Origin of the sequence: Algoriphagus sp. A40 (assembly GCF_002002735.1) — a bacterium.
Lineage (GTDB): Bacteria > Bacteroidota > Bacteroidia > Cytophagales > Cyclobacteriaceae > Algoriphagus.
The window spans coordinates 25,673-45,321 of the sequence record NZ_MUNY01000067.1; the positions used below are offsets into that span (position 1 = coordinate 25,673).

17 protein-coding genes are annotated in these 19,649 nt (G+C 44.7%); 9 read left to right on the forward strand and 8 right to left on the reverse strand.

Translation table 11 applies throughout. From position 1 onward, the window contains the following. Window position 1: 1 nt before the first annotated feature. A complete protein-coding gene (locus B0E43_RS17105; RefSeq protein WP_077352007.1) occupies window positions 2-1,078 on the forward strand; it encodes a bile acid:sodium symporter family protein in 1,077 nt (358 codons plus the stop codon). 83 nt (window positions 1,079-1,161) lie between these two features. After that, window positions 1,162-1,938, forward strand: a complete 777-nt coding sequence (locus tag B0E43_RS17110) for a hypothetical protein (RefSeq protein WP_077352009.1) — start codon at window positions 1,162-1,164, stop codon at window positions 1,936-1,938. Between the two features lie 116 nt (window positions 1,939-2,054). On the opposite strand, the gene B0E43_RS17115 is transcribed toward B0E43_RS17110, so the two are convergent. Both B0E43_RS17115 and cax read right to left on the reverse strand, forming a co-directional pair. Next, window positions 2,055-2,711: a GDSL-type esterase/lipase family protein gene (locus tag B0E43_RS17115; RefSeq protein WP_077352011.1), complete on the reverse strand. Its 657-nt coding sequence runs from the start codon at window positions 2,709-2,711 to the stop codon at window positions 2,055-2,057. A 3-nt stretch (window positions 2,712-2,714) separates the two neighbouring features. Beyond that, window positions 2,715-3,824 (reverse strand): calcium/proton exchanger, encoded by a 1,110-nt coding sequence (gene cax, locus B0E43_RS17120; RefSeq protein WP_139352807.1) that lies wholly within the window; start codon window positions 3,822-3,824, stop codon window positions 2,715-2,717. Window positions 3,825-4,115: 291 nt separating this feature from the next. Between cax and B0E43_RS17125 the strand changes: the two genes are divergently transcribed. From B0E43_RS17125 to B0E43_RS17135, 3 genes are all read left to right on the forward strand, one after another. Further along, window positions 4,116-5,228: a DUF4407 domain-containing protein gene (locus B0E43_RS17125; protein ID WP_077352043.1), complete on the forward strand. Its 1,113-nt coding sequence runs from the start codon at window positions 4,116-4,118 to the stop codon at window positions 5,226-5,228. A 79-nt stretch (window positions 5,229-5,307) separates the two neighbouring features. Beyond that, on the forward strand, window positions 5,308-5,562 hold the full coding sequence (locus B0E43_RS17130) for a DUF6364 family protein (RefSeq protein ID WP_077352013.1): 255 nt from the start codon (window positions 5,308-5,310) through the stop codon (window positions 5,560-5,562). Then, the gene (locus B0E43_RS17135) at window positions 5,559-5,975 is read left to right on the forward strand and encodes a PIN domain-containing protein (RefSeq protein ID WP_077352015.1); all 417 of its coding nucleotides are present in this window, start codon (window positions 5,559-5,561) and stop codon (window positions 5,973-5,975) included. Before B0E43_RS17130 ends, B0E43_RS17135 begins: the two co-directional genes overlap by 4 nt. On the opposite strand, the gene B0E43_RS17140 is transcribed toward B0E43_RS17135, so the two are convergent. The 6 genes from B0E43_RS17140 to leuS form a co-directional block, all read right to left on the reverse strand. Next, window positions 5,969-6,730 carry a DUF5995 family protein gene (locus tag B0E43_RS17140; RefSeq protein WP_077352017.1) on the reverse strand — a complete coding sequence of 254 codons (762 nt, stop codon included), beginning with the start codon at window positions 6,728-6,730 and terminating at the stop codon, window positions 5,969-5,971. The two genes, B0E43_RS17135 and B0E43_RS17140, sit on opposite strands and share 7 nt — an antisense overlap. Before the next feature lie 8 nt (window positions 6,731-6,738). Continuing rightward, a complete protein-coding gene (locus tag B0E43_RS17145) occupies window positions 6,739-7,458 on the reverse strand; it encodes a VIT1/CCC1 transporter family protein (RefSeq protein ID WP_077352019.1) in 720 nt (239 codons plus the stop codon). A gap of 3 nt (window positions 7,459-7,461) precedes the next feature. Continuing rightward, a complete protein-coding gene (locus B0E43_RS17150; RefSeq protein ID WP_077352021.1) occupies window positions 7,462-8,625 on the reverse strand; it encodes a dipeptidase in 1,164 nt (387 codons plus the stop codon). A gap of 585 nt (window positions 8,626-9,210) precedes the next feature. Further along, window positions 9,211-10,233 carry a glycosyltransferase family 4 protein gene (locus B0E43_RS17160; RefSeq protein ID WP_077352025.1) on the reverse strand — a complete coding sequence of 341 codons (1,023 nt, stop codon included), beginning with the start codon at window positions 10,231-10,233 and terminating at the stop codon, window positions 9,211-9,213. Between the two features lie 89 nt (window positions 10,234-10,322). Further along, window positions 10,323-11,438 carry a sulfatase-like hydrolase/transferase gene (locus B0E43_RS17165; protein WP_139352808.1) on the reverse strand — a complete coding sequence of 372 codons (1,116 nt, stop codon included), beginning with the start codon at window positions 11,436-11,438 and terminating at the stop codon, window positions 10,323-10,325. A 202-nt stretch (window positions 11,439-11,640) separates the two neighbouring features. After that, on the reverse strand, window positions 11,641-14,415 hold the full coding sequence (gene leuS / locus B0E43_RS17170; protein WP_077352027.1) for a leucine--tRNA ligase: 2,775 nt from the start codon (window positions 14,413-14,415) through the stop codon (window positions 11,641-11,643). Window positions 14,416-14,586: 171 nt separating this feature from the next. Here leuS and B0E43_RS17175 point away from each other — a divergent pair, with 171 nt between their 5' ends. From B0E43_RS17175 to B0E43_RS17190, 4 genes are all read left to right on the forward strand, one after another. After that, window positions 14,587-16,176, forward strand: coding sequence for a peptidase dimerization domain-containing protein (locus B0E43_RS17175; protein WP_077352029.1), 1,590 nt, complete (start codon window positions 14,587-14,589; stop codon window positions 16,174-16,176). A 140-nt stretch (window positions 16,177-16,316) separates the two neighbouring features. Further along, entirely contained in the window at window positions 16,317-16,766 is a 450-nt protein-coding gene (locus B0E43_RS17180) for a GNAT family N-acetyltransferase (RefSeq protein WP_077352031.1), read from the forward strand. A gap of 214 nt (window positions 16,767-16,980) precedes the next feature. Beyond that, a complete protein-coding gene (locus B0E43_RS17185) occupies window positions 16,981-17,631 on the forward strand; it encodes a 7-carboxy-7-deazaguanine synthase QueE (RefSeq protein ID WP_077352047.1) in 651 nt (216 codons plus the stop codon). A gap of 4 nt (window positions 17,632-17,635) precedes the next feature. Then, on the forward strand, window positions 17,636-19,558 hold the full coding sequence (locus B0E43_RS17190) for an OmpA family protein (protein ID WP_077352033.1): 1,923 nt from the start codon (window positions 17,636-17,638) through the stop codon (window positions 19,556-19,558). Window positions 19,559-19,649: the final 91 nt, after the last annotated feature.

A 19,649-nucleotide genomic window follows, 5' to 3' on the forward strand; every position in this document is an offset into this window, starting at 1 on the left:
TTTGAAATCAAAAGTCTATTCCTATTTTCTTTACAGTTCTTTTTTTGTTTTACTTCTCGCAGGAGCAGCTTGGATCAGTTCTCTTTCTGAATGGACTGGACCCCTTCTGATTCTGTTTTTTGTTTTGCTGGGGGTCGGAAGTCGAGGCTATGATTCTTTGAAAGTCCTGACCTACTCTTTGATGATCCTTGCTGCGGTGACTATGGCGATGTTTTACCCGGTTTTTTTTCAGGAATACCAAGGTTATAAACTTACCAATCTGATTACCCCTTTGATCCAAGTGATAATGTTTGGGATGGGGACTTCGATGAGTATCCGTGACTTCGCCGGTGTAGTTAGGACTCCTCAGGCTGTGCTGATCGGGGTTGGGGCACAGTTTCTGATCATGCCTTCACTCGGACTGATTCTGGCCTGGGTTAGTGGCCTTCCTCCTGAGATTGCTGCCGGGTTGATCCTAATCGGGAGCTCCCCGAGCGGCTTGGCGAGCAATGTGATGACTTATTTGGCCAAAGCCAATCTGGCCCTTTCGATTACGCTGACTTCCGTGACTACTATGCTTGCGCCATTGATGACGCCATTTTTGATGAAACTTCTGGCTGGAGAGTTTATCGAAATCGACTTGGTCAAGATGATGTGGGACATCTTCAAGATGATCATCATTCCGATCGGGGCAGGCCTGATTTTCAACAAGATTTTCAGAGGGAAATCTGCCTGGCTAGACAAGTCCATGCCGATTGTATCAATGATCGGGATCGGGCTGATCATCGTCGTGATCACTGCAGCCGGACGGGATGCGCTTTTGGATATTGGACTTCTTCTGATCGGGCTGGTGATGATCCACAATTTCGCCGGCTATGGGATCGGCTATTGGTTTGCAAGACTGTTTAGAATGAATGAAAAAGATTGCCGGACAGTTGCTATTGAGGTGGGAATGCAAAATGCCGGTTTGGCATCTGGGATTGCCAAGGAAATGGGCAAGATCGCAACGGTTGGTTTAGCAGCGGCAGTATTCGGTCCGGTGATGAATATTTCGGGCTCGATCCTAGCTTCATATTGGCATAAGAAGGAAGTGAAATAGCGGTAAATATTTTTGCTAACGATAACAATAAAAGAAGTCTTGTATTAGTTTAAGGTGTAGTTTTTTTAACCCCACTTCATTCCATGACCAAGTCGTTCTTCTTTTTTGTTTTCTTCGTTACCACTTCGACCGCTTTTTCCCAAGTCCAAACCAGCGCCCTCAAAAGAGCCTCGCGACTTAACAAAAAGGAAATCTATCGGCAGCTTAGCGATGATAACGGCTTTTTTTTTCTGCCTCAATTTGGCATGCGGTATGGCCAAAATCCAGATCCACTTTTTTCGGGGATAGAGGATTTGAGCCTGTATTATGGAATTGGCATAGGGTATAGGAAGGAGAATCTTTCCATGGAGTCTGGGATTTCCCTGTATCACCATACTTCCAGTGCGGTTTACTTTCCGATCTGGGAGCGTGAAGAATATGTGATGAATTCGGATTTAGCGTCGTTGGTTCTGCCTTTTACCTTTCGATACGACATTCCTACCGGAGATCAAGAGAACATTCGTTTCGGTGCTTTTTTCACAGGCAACTGGTCAGTGATCTCTCTGAAAGAACATGATGACTCACGAACTGGAACTATTCAAGGGGAAGATGCGGAAGTCGATTATACGCTTACTTCAGAAAGGAAAAGCCCTTTCTTCTTCAAAACCGGCCTGCATTCCAAAATCCGCCTGCTGAATTCTTCTTTTTTGAATCTTGAATTGGGTCATTTTTTCTCCTTCGGAACTAATAGACTTTACACAATAACTTTGGGAGATGCCGCACCTGTGCAAATTTCAAGAAGATGGGAAGGCTTGACTTGGTCTGTAGGAGTAGTTCTGCCAGTGGGAGTCATGGAGGAGAAATTTCGGAAGAAGGATTAAGAATTTGTTCAGTAGTTGGAACCAAAAATCATCCTGCTTATAGGTTGTTAGCTTCAGTTCGAAGGGCTAAACAAGCACTTCCTATCTGAGCAAGAAAACACCTTCTAAGATTAAAACTAAAAATAGGGTTTGAAAATCTCCGTCCAGACCAAATACCCTTTTTCATTCAGATGGAGTTGATCCTCGATATACAATTCAGGTCTGGGATTTCCGGTAGGGTCGGTCAGTGCTTTCCAGGTGTCCACGAATTCTACTCCTTCTTTTGACAGGCCATACTCTTTTAGCTTTTGGTTGAAAATCTCGTAGTTCTGTTTTTTCTCCCATCGGGAGGGGCTCGGTTTTGCTCCAATCAGGAAGATCTCAGTTTTGGGATTGATCAACTGAAGACGGGTTACAATGTTGTCCATGCTGGTCAAAATATCAGCCACTGGAACATCTGCCCAAATATCGTTGTCGCCTTCATAAATGAAAACCCGACTGGGTTCTAATCGGATTACTAGAGGAAACAAGTGCGTTTCCAGATCCGAGGCCTTTGAACCTCCAAAGCCAGTGTTCAGAATAACCTCATTTGGAAAAGAAGTTTCCAGACTTTTCCACATTCGAATCGTGGAGCTTCCGGTGAAAAGCGTGCTGCCTCTTTCCCAGCCCAAGCTGTCCAGCCTTGCAGAAATTTGTCTGACTTCCTGTTCGAATGGGACATTCTGAGCATTGATTTCCCCCCAAATAAGAATCGAAATGAGTATTAATAATCTGGTAATTCGGGTAGTTTTCATGATTTATTGGGCTGATTCCGGGATAAAGTAAAACATCAATCCCAATATTAAATACACCAAAATCAATTGAACTCCCTTATACCAGTTTGAGCGGCCATCACCGGCGATCATCGAGGCGAGGATGACTCCCAAAAACAGTGACCAGATCAAGGCTCGGTTAAAGGAGAGATTCAATTGCTCCGGCCCAATAAACAGACTTACCAAAACCAGCAAAGGCGCAATAAACAGGGCTATTTGGATTGAACTGCCCAATGCAATTCCGATACTTAAATCCACTTTGTTTTTTGAAGCCATCACAATCGCCGAGATGCCTTCTGCAGCTCCACCAATTACTGCCAGAAAGACCACACCGATGAAAATGCTGGACATTCCCATGATTTCCCCGGTTTCCTCTGCGGCGCCTACCAGAATCTCACTCATAAATGCAGCAAGTACTGAAGCAAAAACCAAAATGCTTATTGATTTGATCAAAGACCAGGGTCTTTCATGTGATTCATTCTCATGGGAGTTTTCACTTTTGAAAAAATCAGGATGGGTTTTTAGCATAAAAACCAGGTATAATCCGTAGGCTGCAAGCAAGGCTATACTGAGTAAAATATTCAGACTGTTTTCTGCCTCTGCAAATTCTGCAGTACCATAAAACCGGTTGAATGCACTTGGAACTATCAAGCTGAGGACAGCAATCATCATCATGGAACTATACATCCGGATGCTGGTGGAGTTGTATTCCTGATAATGAAATTTGAGACCTCCGATTAGAAATGAAACGCCCAAAGCAAGAAGCAAATTGGCCAAAATGGCACCTGCAATCGATGCGAGAACCATCTCATGGAGGCCAGCCCGTAAGGCAATCAAGGCGATGATCAGTTCTGGCAAATTGCCAAATGTGGCATTCAACAGTCCTCCGACAGCATCACCGGTGTAGGTGGCGAGATTTTCTGTGGAAGTACTGATGAGCCGGGCAATAGGGATGATTGAAATCGCCGCAGAAAAGAAAATCAAAGGTGCGGAGGCGTGGGAAAACTCAAGGAAAACCGTGATAGGAATAAATACAAATAACCAGTGAATTCCCGGAGTCAAAATTTTGATTGATAAAGATTTTGGTTTAGACATAAATCAGGATTTTCTGGAAGCTAAAAGTTTACTTTTTGAAAAATTATGATCAAACTCAGGAATTGAAATTCATGGTCTAAGAGCGTTCAATTTTTGCACGCATATGTACACTTCGGACAAAATGAAAGTTTGACCTTTAAGGTTTTGAAAAATATTCAAACCTGATTCTACCCCAGAAAAGCGGGTTTTTGTCACATTTTAGCCTTTGATCTGGCTTTTCAAAAATACAGTCATCTTTTTGGAACTGTTTTCGCGTTCTCTATGCGGATCCAAATCGCAACCTTCTCAATCATGCAGCAAATCACCCGTTTCTTTTGGTTTTGCAGCGGAGCAAATTTTGCCCTGCTCAAGCGTGCCCCAACCGAATCCAATAAGTATTTGGGAATCGGGGCCACGGTTTTTTTTACAGGAGTTTTGGCTGCTCTGGCTGCTGGGTATGCTTTGTTTACTGTCTTCCAAAGCCTGATTCCTGCCATCTTCTTTGGGCTGCTTTGGGGCTTGATGATTTTCAATTTGGATCGATTTATCGTATCCAGCATGCGGAAAAAGGAAAACGCCTGGGCTGAATGGAAGCTGGCAATCCCCCGCTTGGTTTTGGCTGTATTGCTTGCATTGGTGATTTCAAAACCGCTTGAGCTGAAGATGTTTGAACGCGAGATCAATCGAAAATTGGATGAGAAAAAGACAGAATTTATCGCTCAATCTAAAGCCAATCTCGCCAAAGGGTTTCCTGAAATCCAGGAGCTGGAAGCTAAAATAGACACTTTGAAATCGGAAGTTTCTGAGGCGGAAGCATTCCGCGATCAAGTCCAAAAGGAATACGATGCTGAGCGATTTGGTGAGAAAACTTCAGGCACCAGCGGAATCGTAGGCCTTGGAACCAACGCCAAAAAGAAAGAACAACAACTGGATGCCTCACAGCTTGCGCTGGATGATTTGCGGAAGAGAAATCAAATCCGGATTGATACAATTGAAGCCCAAATCAGGGAATTTGTTGCGCTTCGGCAGGCAGAGTTTGAAAAGCAGCAGCCTGGAATTGAGGGGTTTGACGGGTTGGCGGCAAGGATGGATGCACTTTCGGTTTTGACTACGGAAAGCGCCGCAATGGCTATGGCCAATGTGTTCATCATGTTGCTTTTTATCGCGATTGAGACTGCTCCGATTTTTGTCAAACTGATTTCAGCACGTGGGCCATATGATGAGCTGTTGGAACTCCATGAGGACAAAGTCAAACTCTTCAAAGGAGAAAAGTGGACTTTTGCCAAAGGAGAATCGGAGGCAAGAGTGGGATATTTTCAAGAAACCCATTTCTATGCCACTGACTTGAACAAGGAAAAAACCAACCGAAAAAACAAGGCACAAGCCAATCGGGAAATGGCTCAATGGGATGATGATTTGAGGTAGAATAGGCTGAAATTCAAAGAGATATTTGATTTTACGTATAGATTTTATTTTCTTTACGTAATACAAAAATCAAGTAGCCATGGATACTAAAATCACCTTGTCATTTAACAAAGACGTCATAGAGCGAGCCAAGGAATTTGCCGATCAAAATAATATCAGTTTGTCCAGACTGACCGAATACCTGTATTCCCAGATCATTTCAAAAAACTACAAGTCTCTGGAAGAATTGCCGGTGTCGGATTGGATCGAGGCCGTGGCTGAGGGTCCGATCGAATACAAAAGGACATCCAGTCGCAAGGCTATGAAAGATGAGTTTTTTGAGGGCAAGAAATGAGGGTTTTCCTGGACGCAAATGTCTTGGTGTCCGTACTGAACAAAGAATATCCGCTGTTTCCCTATTCCGCCAGATTGCTGAGTCTGGCAGATCAGTCCCGGTTTCAGTTATTTACCTCTCCAATTTGCCTGGCGATTGCATTTTATTTCGCTGAGAAAAAGGCGGGCTCGGCAATGGCTAAGCAAAAGATCGCTATTCTTCACTCCAAATTGAATATTTCCATTGTTGATCAGGAAGTGGTTTATCAAGCTTTGAAAAATCCACAGGTTATTGATTTTGAGGATGGATTGGAGTATTTCTCTGCCATAAACTCTTCCTGTGAAGTAATCGTGACCGAAGATCAAAGCGGATTTTTCTTTTCAGACATTCCTGTTTATGACTGCAGGAAATTTTTGGAGAAAGAAGTTTACTGAGAGATGCTTTTTTTGGCAACTATGTCCAATTGATCCATCGTCCGGCCTACGGATTTCCATTCAGCGAAACCCACGATTTTCACCAAAAAAGCCAGAAACTTCCCCGGATTGATCAGCTTATTGGCAAGCTTGGAGATGTTAGCGTCACGATCTTTCACCTGAAATTCCTTGTTGAGATCGGAGTGATATTCTCCGGCATATTTCCAGGCACCGTCTCTAGCTATCTGGATGGAAAAGTTGAGGAGCATTTCATCACGACCTTTTGCCAGTGGAATCAGCCAGCCAAAAATCGGTGAAACAGTGCTGATGTTAATTTTTACCCCATCCACCAGTTCAGCCAAGACAGCATTGATTTTGTTGAAATCTCCTTGAATTCCAATCAATTCTTTTTCTGCCATAGTTTCGGAGGCGGCGATTCCCAGATCCAGGTTGATGTGCGCATTGATCCCAAGAAAAAGGTGCTGAAGGACCAAATGACCAGAATTTTTACTCGCATCAAAAGCCAGTCTCCAGCTTTCAGTGGGCTTTTTTCCGAGTTTCGAGAGGTCATAGGCATCGATAAACCGCTTTGCGAAAAGCACATCCAAAACCTCCATCCGGGGATTATCTTCAAATTCCCCTGCTAAAATTCCGTCCCTGACTCTCCGAGTCACTTGCCGATACAAAATCGCAAAATATCCAATTCTGGACTGCTGAGTTTTACATTCAGCAACTATTTGATCCATTCGGACCAGGACTTCATTGATTGTTTTCATTTATGATTTTATATAAAAAAACTCTCTAAAATATCTCCAACATAGTAAGCAACCACCGCGGCCAAAAGTCCCAATGCAACGGTTTCAGAAATGCTGCGAAGTGCTGAGGTTTGGTTTACAATTCCCTTGAGCCAACCCACAATTAGGAATGCAAGTCCGGTTAGAATACTGGTCCAAAGAAAAATATTGAGGTCTGTCGGGAAGAAAAAATCCCACAGATAGACCATCAAAGGAATGAATCCGACCAGGATAAAAGAAATTAAGGTCGCTAGTCCGATTTTGAAAGGGCTTTTGCTGTCACGCATCATTTCCAATTCGTCTTTCATCATTTCAGAAACCCAGAGATCTTTGTCTGAGCAAATATGGTCGACGATTTTAGTCAGGAGTTCTCCTTTGAAGCCTTTTCCCCGATAGATCTCCGCGATTTCTTCACGCTCAACCTCAGGCAGGTTTTCTACTTCCCAGTATTCGATTTTTTCGTGTTTGTTGAAATTGTCCCGTTCGCTTTTGGCTGAGAGATAAGCTCCAACAGACATCGAAAAGCCGTCAGCCAGCAAATTTGCAAAACCCAAAATAATCAGGATTCCTGGATCAAGATTGGCTCCAAAGCCACCTGCAACGACGGCAAAAGTCGTCACTGCACCATCAATTCCCCCATAGACAAACTCCCGGAGGTATTCCTGAAGCTTTCCGAATCGGGTTTTTACTAAATGGATATTACCTTCCATGGCTTATTTCAAGTTCTTGAGAAAAAATTGCTTCACATTTTCCCCCATCACAGCTCTTATTTCCTCTTCAGAGAAACCGGTATTCATCAAGCCATCTACAATCAATGGAAGTCCGGTGATATCAAAAGGTACAGCAACCGAACCGTCGTAATCTGAGCCCAAAGCCACATACTGAACTCCCACCAGGTCTCGGACATGCTTGATGCTAGCAATGATATTGGGCAATTCAGGTGTGCCGACTGCCATGTCAAAAAAGGCAATCCCAATGATACCCCCATTTGCGGCTATTTTTTGAATCTGCGCATCGCTGAGGTTACGTTGAGAGTCCAAGACAGCCCGGACTCCTGTATGAGAAATGATCACTGGCTCGGAGGTGATGGCTAAGACATCGTCCACGATAGCGGGAGAGGAGTGAGCCAAATCGACGAAAATTCCGAGTTCGTTCATTCGTTTCACTGCGGTCTTACCGAATTCAGTTAGACCTGCTAAGTTTTCTCCATGGGCAGATCCTCCGAATTCATTGTCGAAAAAATGGGTCGGGCCGATCATCCGTACTCCTGCGGAGTAGACTACGTCGAGGTTTTCGATGTTCCCTTCCAAAGCATGCCCTCCTTCTATTCCCAACATTGCCCCAATTACCTCCTGATCTGATTTTCTTGCCTCAATCAGGTTTTCCAAATCAGCTTTTGATTTTATAAAAATTGCTTTTTCACCTTCATTTTCAACAAATTCTGCCAAGGCTTCCGACTGGGAAAGTGTCCGGTTGACCAAGCTAAACCAATTCCAGGGACCTTCCCCTTTTGCAATCGTAAGCGGTGTGATATTGTCAAAGGCATCTTCACTGTTGCTTTGCATATTTTGTCCAGCCGGAGATTTGGATACGATGGTGAACATTTCGAGCGCAACATTCGCCTCTCTCATTCTTGGGAAGTCCACATGGCCTTGCTCACCTCGTTTATTGAGATTTCTTCCCCAAAGTAAGGCGTCGCAGTGAAGGTCTGCGATAAAATCCAATCTATCATAAAGAGCCTGTGCTTCCTGAGAAACCTGATACGGTCCAAGAGCTTTGACCGGATTTCGTTCGGATTCGATGTATCGTGGGACAGTGTTGATCCCGATTAGATAGATTACAAAGAGGATTCCAAGAAACAGGAGAAACTTTTTCATCAGTTGGGGTTTTGTTACAAGTTAAAAGGAAAACAGGAATCAGGAATAGGTAATTCAGGATAGGGAGATTGGTAATTGAAAAAAAATCCAAAAATTTTTTATTGAGATTTTGATTCTTTGTTTGATTTTGATAGGTTTAAGAAACTTTTGCAAACAGAAATATCGATTAACCTAGCACTTTGCCAAAGTTTATATGGTTTTAATCCATTGACAATAAACCCTGACCGGGAGCCTAGATTCTAAAAGGCTCCCTTTTTTTATGTGGATTTTTAGCTATGTTTTGAGAAAAGTCAAAAAATCGGTTTAAAAATCGGTAAGTTTTGATTTGATTTTTGTCAAAAATCGAAAAATAGGTTCTTGGAATTTGGGTAAAAGCTTTTTTGGCTGATTTTGTTTTAGGACTCAGATTTGGAAAAAGCATTAGGAAAATTTTGTCTACCTGCCTTTTTTCAAAGGATTATTTAGGTAGATTCAATCTTCATATACAACCGAAGAAAAGGTGAAGCTATTTGAGATGTCGGTGTTTATTGGTGGGTATTTGCAATTCAGCACTGGAAAAGTGCCACAAGCATAGTTGTTGAACTATCAGAAATCCAAGAAAAGAGCCTGCAAAAGTTTTTTTCTTCGTCTTTCGAAACTGAAATGCTTCGAAACCTGCTGGGATGATCTTTCTCTTAAAGTTGGGAGGTCTAGAGTGGAAATGAGAGTTTCGAGTAGATCAAGATCCTTAATTCGTAGGATCAGCTGGGAATTTCCAATAATCTCCGGAATCGCCCCCACTGCCGAACCGATTGGTACGCAACCACAGGCCATTGCTTCACCCAGGGCATTGGGGAAGCCCTCAGATGTGGAGAGTTGGAGGTAAAATTGGTGGGAATTGTATACTTCCCGAAGTTCTGTCGGATTCATTTTTCCCAAAACCCGAATGTTTGGATTAGGGGAACTATATGCAGCGTCACCCACCAGGGTAAAGTTCCAGTTAGGGTGTTTTTTAGCTAATTTTCCGATTAAATCGTAGCCTTTGACGATGGCCCGAGATGGGTTGGAAGTGCCGGTGGCAACTGAAATAAAGCTGAATGGATTTCGCGCTTTTCCCATATCCTTCCAAAAATCAGTATCAAAACCGTTTGGAATAACTTGAATCGGTGTTTTCAAATCGGGAATCAGGTTCAAAAGTCCTTGCTTAGGATTGATTTTGGGGTCATAGGTATAATTCTGCTTGACCAAGGCCTCGGCGACTGGAAGAATCAAACTGCAGTTTTTGAAGGAGTACACTGTGGCCATTCGAAGCCATTTTTTACGAAAATTACCATAGCCGATCTCCGGCATATTGATGCAATCCGTTCCTCCGGCCTGGATGGTGCATTTTTTTCCGAATACTTTTCCAAACCAAACCGGCAGGACACTATGGTAACCTCCGAAAAAGCAGAGGTATTGGCTGGTACGGGGCAGGAACCAAAGGAGTTGAAAAAACTGGAGGATGAAGAAGAAAGGAAGCTGGACCGGACTTTGGGTAAATTCCAAAGGCTTGACTTCTGACCTTGGTTGGATCATTTCCAGATCTCTGTCGATAAAAGCCGTCCGGACTGGAAACGTGTAGATGATCATGAGCTAAAAATAGCAAACGACAGAAGGATTTCTCAATGGAGGCACAAAATTGAGTGTGACATATGTAGTCATTTCAGCATCCAGGTGGTTTACCTGATCATTTCCTGAATGACCGGCCCGGCAGTTGCATCCGGATATTCTATTTCCAATAAGCTGAAAATAGTGCGTGCTAACATAGATGAATACCATTGACCCTTGGCCTTCATTTCGCCACTCGCAGGAGTATCAGGACCGATAGCCATCATCCAAACTTGACCAGCGTCGGCATATTCGTCCCCGTGATCCTTCCAGGTCACTTTACCAGTGCCTCTTCCGTGATCAGTGGTGATGATCAGGGTTGTTTTGTCTTTGTATTGGGGATCGGACTGGAGTGTTTCCCAGATTTCCCGGATGAATTTGTCGGTTTGCCTGGCGGAAAAAAGGTATTCGTCATAGTTTCCGCTGTGGGCCCAACTGTCAGTTTCTCCATAGGAAATGTAAAGTACTTTCGGTTTGTGCTTCTTCAATGCCTCCATCGCAAAGTGATGAGTGAAAGCGTCGAATCGCCCGGAATTGGATTTTCCGCGGATTTCGCCAAGCAGCTGATTGAGCAAAATCTCCCCCTCAGTCAGGTCAGCTCCGGTAACTTTCTCCCGACCGGCATTGACAGGAACTTTGCTTCGCTCCTCGTTAATGATAAATGGGAACGCGTCCCAGCCGGCAAATGCCATCACTTTTCCCTGATAATCAGGCGTCTGATTCAGATATTCCAAAAAGGTGACGTTTGGATTGTTGACCTTCCTATTGTGGTTAATCCGCTCATCATCTGCTTTACCGGTCAGGATTTCATTGTATCCAGGGTAAGAAAACCACATGGTATTGCTGTTGTTTACCAAATTCCCATAGGCTCTGTTGCCGTAGAGTTGACCTTGTGAGGCCAAGGTACTCCAGACAAAAGGTAACAGCATTTTCCTCCGCTCCAGTTGACTGGGGTGCCAAAAGTCCGCAAGAAGTGAACCCGGTTCTTTGACCATACCCGTGTCATCGACCAGGAGGGAATCTGCCCCTTTGAAAACTTCCTGCCAGCGCATCCCATCCAACGTGATCAGTACAATGTTCTCGGTTTTATGAGTTTGGGAAAAGCTATTTGGAATTCCAAATGCGAAAAGAAAGCAAATGGAAAACAAGGACAGGATGGTCTTGGGCTCAGGGAATTTCAGGGGCATTTTTCGGCGATTTATCAAGTCTACTACTGGATTGGCATTTTAAAAGGACTAGTGAAAACTTGGATTTTAGAACGAAGCCAAGAAATTTGCTGGAAGAATTAACCGCAGAAAAGGAAAACAGAAGTGCTCTCCTCAGTGACGGAATAAAAAAAGGATCAAAAGATGAGCTCCTTTGATCCTTTGCGATTAAAGTGGGATGGTTTTACACCACCAAATTCACAATCTTACCCGGTACGATAATCACTTTTTTAGGGGCCTTGCCTTCCAGCCATTTTTGAACATGGGAGTCTTCCAAAGCTGCTTTTTCGATTTCCGCAACGCTGAGTGAAAGTGGAAGGTCCAACTTTGCCCGCATCTTGCCATTGATCATGACAGGATATTCAAAGTTGCTTTCGACTAGGTATTCTTCTTTGAATTCAGGAAATGCAACAGTTGTGATTGAATTGGTATGCCCCAAAAGTGCCCAGAGTTCCTCGGCGATATGCGGTGCGTAAGGAGAGACCAAAATCGCCAAGGATTCCAAAACCTCTTTCTTGTTACATTTCAAAGCGGTCAGCTCATTCACACAGATCATAAAGCTGGACACTGAAGTGTTGAAGGAATGATTGGCCATGTCTTCTTCCATCTTTTTGATGGCCTTGTGTAGGGCTTTCATTTCTTCTTTACTCGCTTTCTCATCCGAAACTGCAAATTCTCCCGCAGGTGTATGATAGAGATTCCAAAGCTTTCTCAGGAACTTAAATACCCCGTCAATCCCGTTGGTATTCCAAGGCTTGAACTGCTCCAAAGGACCGAGGAACATTTCGTATAGTCTCAGTGTGTCCGCTCCGTAGCGGTGGATGATGTCGTCTGGGTTGACCACGTTGTACTTGGACTTGGACATCTTTTCCACTTCAGAGCCGCAGTGGTATTTGCCGTCTTCCAGGATAAATTCCGCATTAGCCAGATCTGGTCTCCAAGCTTTGAACTTGTCGAGATTCAACTGATCGTTATGGACAATATTTACATCCACGTGCATCGCGGAGGTGTCGTATTGATCTTTCAGACCATAGGAAACAAAGGTATTGGTGCCTTTTTGACGATACACAAAATTTGACCTTCCTTGAATCATTCCTTGGTTGATCATTTTTTGGAAAGGCTCGTCGATGTGCACAGCTCCGATATCGTGCAAGAATTTGGTCCAGAATCGGGAATACAACAGGTGTCCAGTCGCATGCTCTGAACCCCCTATATATAAGTCCACAGCACCCCAATAATCGGTTTTGGCTTTGTCTGCGAAAACCGAATCATTTTTCGGATCCATATATCGGAAAAAATACCAGCTCGATCCTGCCCAGCCCGGCATGGTGGACATCTCCAATGGAAATTCCCCCTCAGCGGTTTTGTAAGTCCAGTTTTTTGCGCGGCCAAGCGGAGGTTCCCCATCCTCAGTTGGCAAGTATTTATCGACTTCTGGCAATACGAGCGGAAGGTCTTTTTCTTCTATAAGATAGGGAAGTCCGTCCTTGAAATATACGGGAAGAGGTTCGCCCCAATAGCGCTGACGCGTGAAGATTGCATCCCGCATCCGATACTGGATCTTGCCCTTTCCGATGCCTTTTTCTTCCAAGAAAGCAACACACTTTTCCATGGCCTCTTTCATGTAAAGTCCGGAAATCATGCCTGAATTGATGATCAAGCCACCTTTTCCGGGGAAAGAACCATTTTCCATCGAACCGTCGATGACTTGTCGGATTTCCAAACCGAAGTGTTTTGCAAAATTGTAATCCCGCTCGTCGTGCGCAGGTACAGCCATGACAGCGCCCGTTCCATACCCTGCCAAGACGTAGTCGGCGACCCAAACCTGGATTTCTTCTCCGTTGAATGGATTGATCGCATAGGAACCGGTGAAAGCTCCGGAGATCGTTTTGACATCGCTCATGCGTTCGCGCTCAGAGCGATTTTTGGCAACCTCGATATAAGCCTCGGCGGTTTCTCTCTGATCATCGGTGATTAATGCTGCAGCTAGCTCGCTTTCCGGAGCCAAAGCCAAATAAGTCACTCCGTAGATAGTGTCCACACGAGTGGTGAAGACTTTAATCTTTTGGTCAGAATCTTTTACTTGAAAAACTACATCGGCACCTATCGATTTACCGATCCAGTTGCGCTGCATTTCTTTGATCGGCTCAGACCAGTCCACTTTTTCCAATCCTTGAAGCAATCTATCTGCATAGGCTGTGATCCGCATGGACCACTGCATCATTTTCTTACGCTCTACCGGATGTCCGCCTCGCTCAGAGAAGCCGTCTTTTACTTCGTCATTAGATAGCACAGTTCCCAACGCAGCACACCAGTTGACGGTAGTTTCTGCAAGAAAGGTCAGTCGGTACTTTAGTAGCATTTCTTGTTTTTCCTTCTCTGAAAAAGCCAACCATTCTTCAGCAGTGAAAACTGGCGTGTCTTCGTCGCAGACTGCCTTCACTTGCTTATTTCCAACGGTCTCAAAGCGTGATATCAAAGAGTCAATGGGAAGGGCTTTGTTTGCATCCAGATCGTAGTAGCTGTTGAAAAGCTGCATAAAGATCCACTGTGTCCACTTATAGTAAGCTGGATCTGAAGTGCGGACTTCGCGGTCCCAGTCGAATGCAAAGCCGATGTTTTTGAGCTGCTCGGTATAGCGAGTAATGTTCTGCTCGGTTGTGATGGCAGGATGCTGTCCTGTCTGGATTGCGTACTGCTCTGCGGGCAAACCAAAAGAATCGTAACCCATAGGATGAAGGACATTGAAGCCTGTGAGCATCTTGAACCGAGAGACTATGTCCGAGGCGATATACCCCAGCGGATGACCCACATGGAGACCTGCGCCGGAGGGATAAGGAAACATGTCCAGGGAATAAAACTTGGGACGATTGGGATCCACCTCCGCTTTGAAAGTCCCCTTTTCCTTCCAGTAGCCTTGCCACTTTTGCTCGATTTCCCTGAAGTTGTACTCCGCCATAATTGAAATAGTATTGATTTTTAAGCTAAACGCCTGCAAAAATAGAAAAATCAGGCAGGTTTGGTAACCAATTTTGCAATTCCTCCCAAATCCCGCTTTTTGCCACTGATCAATTTTGTGTCAGACACTTGCGGCTTTTTTGTATTTTCCAAAACCTAACCAACCGACCTTATGAGAAAGAAAATCCTAGTAACTCTTGCTTTGGCTGGAGGAATCTGCCTTTCGGCTTTTCCCCAGAAAAAATACTCACCCAAACAAATCGAAGCGCTCAAAGCCGAGGCTGCCCAAATCGTCCAGGCCAATCACAAACAAAGCCAGGTGATGGTGGACAAGATCTTCAGTTTCGCGGAACTGGGCTTTCAGGAAGTCGAATCATCCAAATACCTGACCGGAATTCTGGAGAAAAATGGCTTTACAATCGAACACGGGATATCAGGGATTCCCACCGCCTGGTTTGCCACATGGAAAAATGGAGAAGGACCGGTGATCGCCTTGGGTTCTGATGTGGACAATATTCCGAAAGCTTCCCAATATCCGGGCGTGGCCTACCACAAGCCGATCGTCGAGGGAGCGCCGGGTCACGGAGAAGGTCATAATTCGGGAATTCCGCTGAATATCACGGCGGCTTTGGCGGTGAAGCAAATTATGGAACGGGAAAATATCGGCGGAACTTTAGTTTTATGGCCTGGAATTGCGGAGGAATTGGTGGCTGCGAAGGCATGGTTTACCCGAGACGGGAAGTTTGAAGGAGTGGATATTTGCATCTTCACCCACGTGGCCAACAATCTCGGCGTAAGCTACGGCGAAGCTTCAGGAACAGGCTTGATTTCAGTTGAATATACGTTTTCAGGTGATGCAGCGCACTCCGCAGGTGCGCCCTGGAGAGGGAAAAGTGCCGCAGATGCAACCGAACTGATGAATATCGGTTGGAATTACAAGCGGGAGCATTTGCATCCGCTGAAACGTTCACACTCGGTCATCACCGATGGGGGAGATCAGCCGAACGTGGTTCCTTCCAAGGCCTCGATCTGGTATTATTTCCGGGATGTGAAATACGATGGGATCATGGAAATGTATGCCCAGGCCAATGACATTGCGAAAGGCGCGGCCTTGATGACCGGCACAACCATGACCTCGAAAGTGGTGGGAACGGCGTGGCCAAGACATTTTAACAAAGTTATAGCCGAAACCATGTATCAGAATATCCTGCAAGTGGGTCTTCCCGAATGGGATGAAAATGACCAGACTTTGGCAAAGGCAGTGCAAAAGGAGCTGGGCTCAAAAGAGGAGGGTCTTCCGACCAAGTTGGATACCCTGGGATTGCCTATCAAAGAGCCGGTTTCTGGAGGGTCAGATGACATCGGAGACGTGTCTTGGGTGGTGCCGACGGTAACTTTGAGATTTCCTTCCAATATTCCAGGACTTCCAGGACATCACTGGAGCAACGCCATCGCAATGGCCACTCCGATTGCGCACAAAGGCGTGACCGCTGGCGCAAAAGCTGAAGCGATGACGATCCTGGACTTTTTGCTACAACCGGAACTCGTCGATCAGGCTTGGGATTATTTCAAAAACGTGCAGACAAAGGAGGAAACCTACAAGCCGATGATCACCAAAGAGGATGCTCCTCCGATCTACCTCAATGAGGGAATCATGAAGCAATTCCGTCCTCAGCTGGAGAAGTTCTATTACGACGAAACCAAATATGATACGTATTTGGAGCAGCTGGGTGTGACGTATCCGACCGTTCGAAAGGATTAATGGGTATTTACGAATTACGATTTTTGATTTACGACGTCAATTTGAACTCCAAACCCATATTCCAAGGGGGTACCCTTGTTGAATTTGCGATTGAGGATCCAACAAGCGTCGTAAATCGTATTTTGTAAATCAAAAATCCAATGAAAGATTCGTTCACTTTCGAAATCCGTGAAGCCTCTCCCGCCGAACTTCTCTGGGTGCATGAGCGCATCCCTGAGTTTCCGGGAAAGGCTTCTTTGGATTTTTATACCGATAGGTTAAAAAACCGGCTGTTTTTGGCATTGGTAGGAGAAAAAGACGGGGAGTTGCTGGGTTTCAAAGTTGGCTACCAAAGTGAAACACCAGACACGTTTTATTCCTGGATGGGAGGGGTTCGGCCCGAGTTTCGAAAGCATGGAATTGCCGATGCTTTGGCAGAGTTTCAGGAAAATTGGGCCAGAGAAAGGGGATTCAAGACTGTTTATTTCAAAACCCGAAACCGCTTTCCGGCTATGATTGCCTTTGGGCTCAAAAGAGGTTTCAAAATCATAGATGTCCTTCCTAAAGGAGGGGTGGAGGATTACCGAGTGGTGATGAGGAAGGAGCTTTGAAGTACGATTTACGATTTTTGATTTACGAGGCCTGCCAGAATCACAAATCGAAATTCTAAGAGGATACTTATGGATTTTGAGATTGAGGTTCATCGCTGTGTCGTAAATTGTACCTCGTAAATCGTACTTTTTAATTACACTTTGCAACCCTCCCACTTTAGAATTACCTTTGCCAATCATCCAGCGGTGGAATCTCCCGCTTTACCAAAAATTCATGAACACACAAGACCTTATCGCGTCAACTACTCAAGAACTCGTGGCCTCCGGGCTACAGCTTCCACTCATGGAAGCGTTCTACACCATCCAGGGAGAAGGCAGATTTACCGGGCATCCCGCCTATTTTATCCGGCTGGGAGGCTGTGATGTCGGCTGCGTCTGGTGCGATGTGAAGGAAAGTTGGGAAGCTGGCAAATGGCCTGTTTTATCCATCGAGCAGATCGTGAAGGATGCTTTGGCTCATCCGGGAAGGTTGGCCGTGATCACGGGCGGGGAGCCTTTGATGTACGAACTGGGGCCGTTGACCGCACTTTTGAAAGAAAAAGGATTTACCACCAATATCGAAACCTCCGGCGCGCATCCTTTTTCGGGTGACTTCGACTGGGTTTGTTTTTCTCCCAAGAAATTCAAAAAACCACATCAGAGCATTTACAAAGTCGCAGATGAATTGAAAGTGGTGGTTTTCAACAAGGCAGATTTTGCTTTCGCAGAAGAGCATGCAGCCCAGGTGACTCCGCTATGCGACCTACGCCTCCAGCCGGAATGGAGCAAGGCAGTGAGATTCACTCCTGAAATCGTCGAATACGTTAAAAATCACCCAAATTGGAAAATATCTCTCCAAACTCATAAATTTATGGACATCCCCTGAGTCCATGCGCCCTGTTCTACTAGTTTGTTTTGCGTTTTTCCTTATCCTACATGCATATGGCCAAACGTATTCTATTGTAGACGGAAGAGCAATCAAACTTTACCAGGAAGGGGAGGAACTGACACTCGCCAGACAATATGATGCCGCAATTGCCAAATATCAGGCTGCGATTGCAAGGGAAGCATCTTTTTTGGAAGCCTATGTAAAGGCTTCCCAGCTGCTGATCACCCAAGGGCGCTTGTCAGATGCGGAGAAGTTGGCGTTTGCGGGAAAATCCCGATTGGCAGGGAAAAATGCTACGCCAAAGCATACTGCCGAATTTGGTTGGCTTTTTTCAAACCTTTACCTCAAGCAAGGGAAATTTACAGAGGCTTACCGACAGTTTCAGGAAGTAGACCCGATTTTTGATGAAGCTTTTAAAAAATCCATTTATTACACCCAAATGAAAGGGCAGATGGATTTTTTGGGGTCTCAGCTCGGGAGTATTCTCTCCATTGAAAAAGAGATGCTGGAATCACCGCTGAATCAATATAATCTCCAATATTTCCCGGTATTGACGGCGGATGGTGAGCAGATTTTGTTTACAAAAAGGGATGGAACGGGAAATTTTGACAAAGAAGACATATATACATCATTTTTGGATCCGGCAGGCAGCTGGACTTTGCCCCAGAGCCTTGCCCAGTCCATCAATTCACCCTTTAATGAGGGCACTTGTTCTGTCACCGCAGACGGAAATATTCTGATCTATACCTCCTGTGATGCACCGGATTCCCAGGGGAGTTGCGACCTGTATGTTGCCTACAAAGTGAAGGGGACTTGGGAAAGGCCTACGAATATGGGGACAAAGGTGAATTCCAGATCCTGGGATTCCCAGCCCTCGCTTTCGGCAGATGGCAGGATATTGTTCTTTTCTTCCAATCGTCGCGGGGGATTTGGGGGAAATGATATCTGGTACAGCGTTCGTCAAAATGACGGAACCTGGTCAGATGCCAAAAACCTCGGAGATGTGGTTAATACTCAAAAGGATGAGATCTCCCCTTTTATGTTTTTCAATAATGAGATCCTGTTTTTTGCTTCCGATGGGCACCAAGGGTTTGGGGGAATGGATATTTTCCTTTCCAGAGTAAAAGACGGGACATTTCAAAAACCTGAAAGCCTGGGTCTACCGATCAATGACCAATTGGATCAGGTGGCTTTGTTTATCACTGCCAAAAAGGATTATGCCTACTTTACTGAACTTACCACTTCGGAAGATCAAAATGACCGGTCCCTGCTCTATAGGTTTAAGTTTCCGGAAGAAATCTACTTAGGAGAAAACCTTACAGTGACAGAGGGAAAGGTGTTTAATGCCAAAACAGGGCAACCGATAGATGCAACGCTTTCTTTGGTATCCTTAACCAATGACAGTACGCTATACCAATTTCAATCTGACGGAAAAACAGGCGCATTTATGATGCTGTATCCTGAAAATGCCGTTTCGGGACTTTATGTGGAAAAGAAGGGGTTTTTGCCTAAAATCTATAATGTGGAGCGGGATAAAATCCAAAATGTTAAAGACCTCAAAGTCGAACTTACCCCTGTCGGTCCGGGTGAGGAGTTTGTGTTTGAAAATGTGTTTTTTGAATTCGATAAATTTGATCTTAAGCCTGAATCGATGACCTCTCTGAAGCGGCTTTTGAAATTTCTGCTGGAAAATCCCAATGTCAATATCCTGATCTCAGGTCATACAGACAATATAGGAAGTGCCGGATACAATCAGAATTTGAGCCTTCTCCGGGCAACAAGTGTCCAAACTTTTTTAGTGAATTCGGGACTCCATCCTGGGCGTGTGTTGGTAGAAGGAAAAGGAGATAAGGAGCCTATGGTGCCAAATTCCACTTCTGAAAACCAGGCGCTGAATAGAAGGATTACCATCAAAGTGCTCTAAGTTTTCAGAATAATATTTTGTTTATTATTTGAATAATAACTTATATGCTCTAATTATTGAAAAAAAATATCAATATATATTGTGTATACAC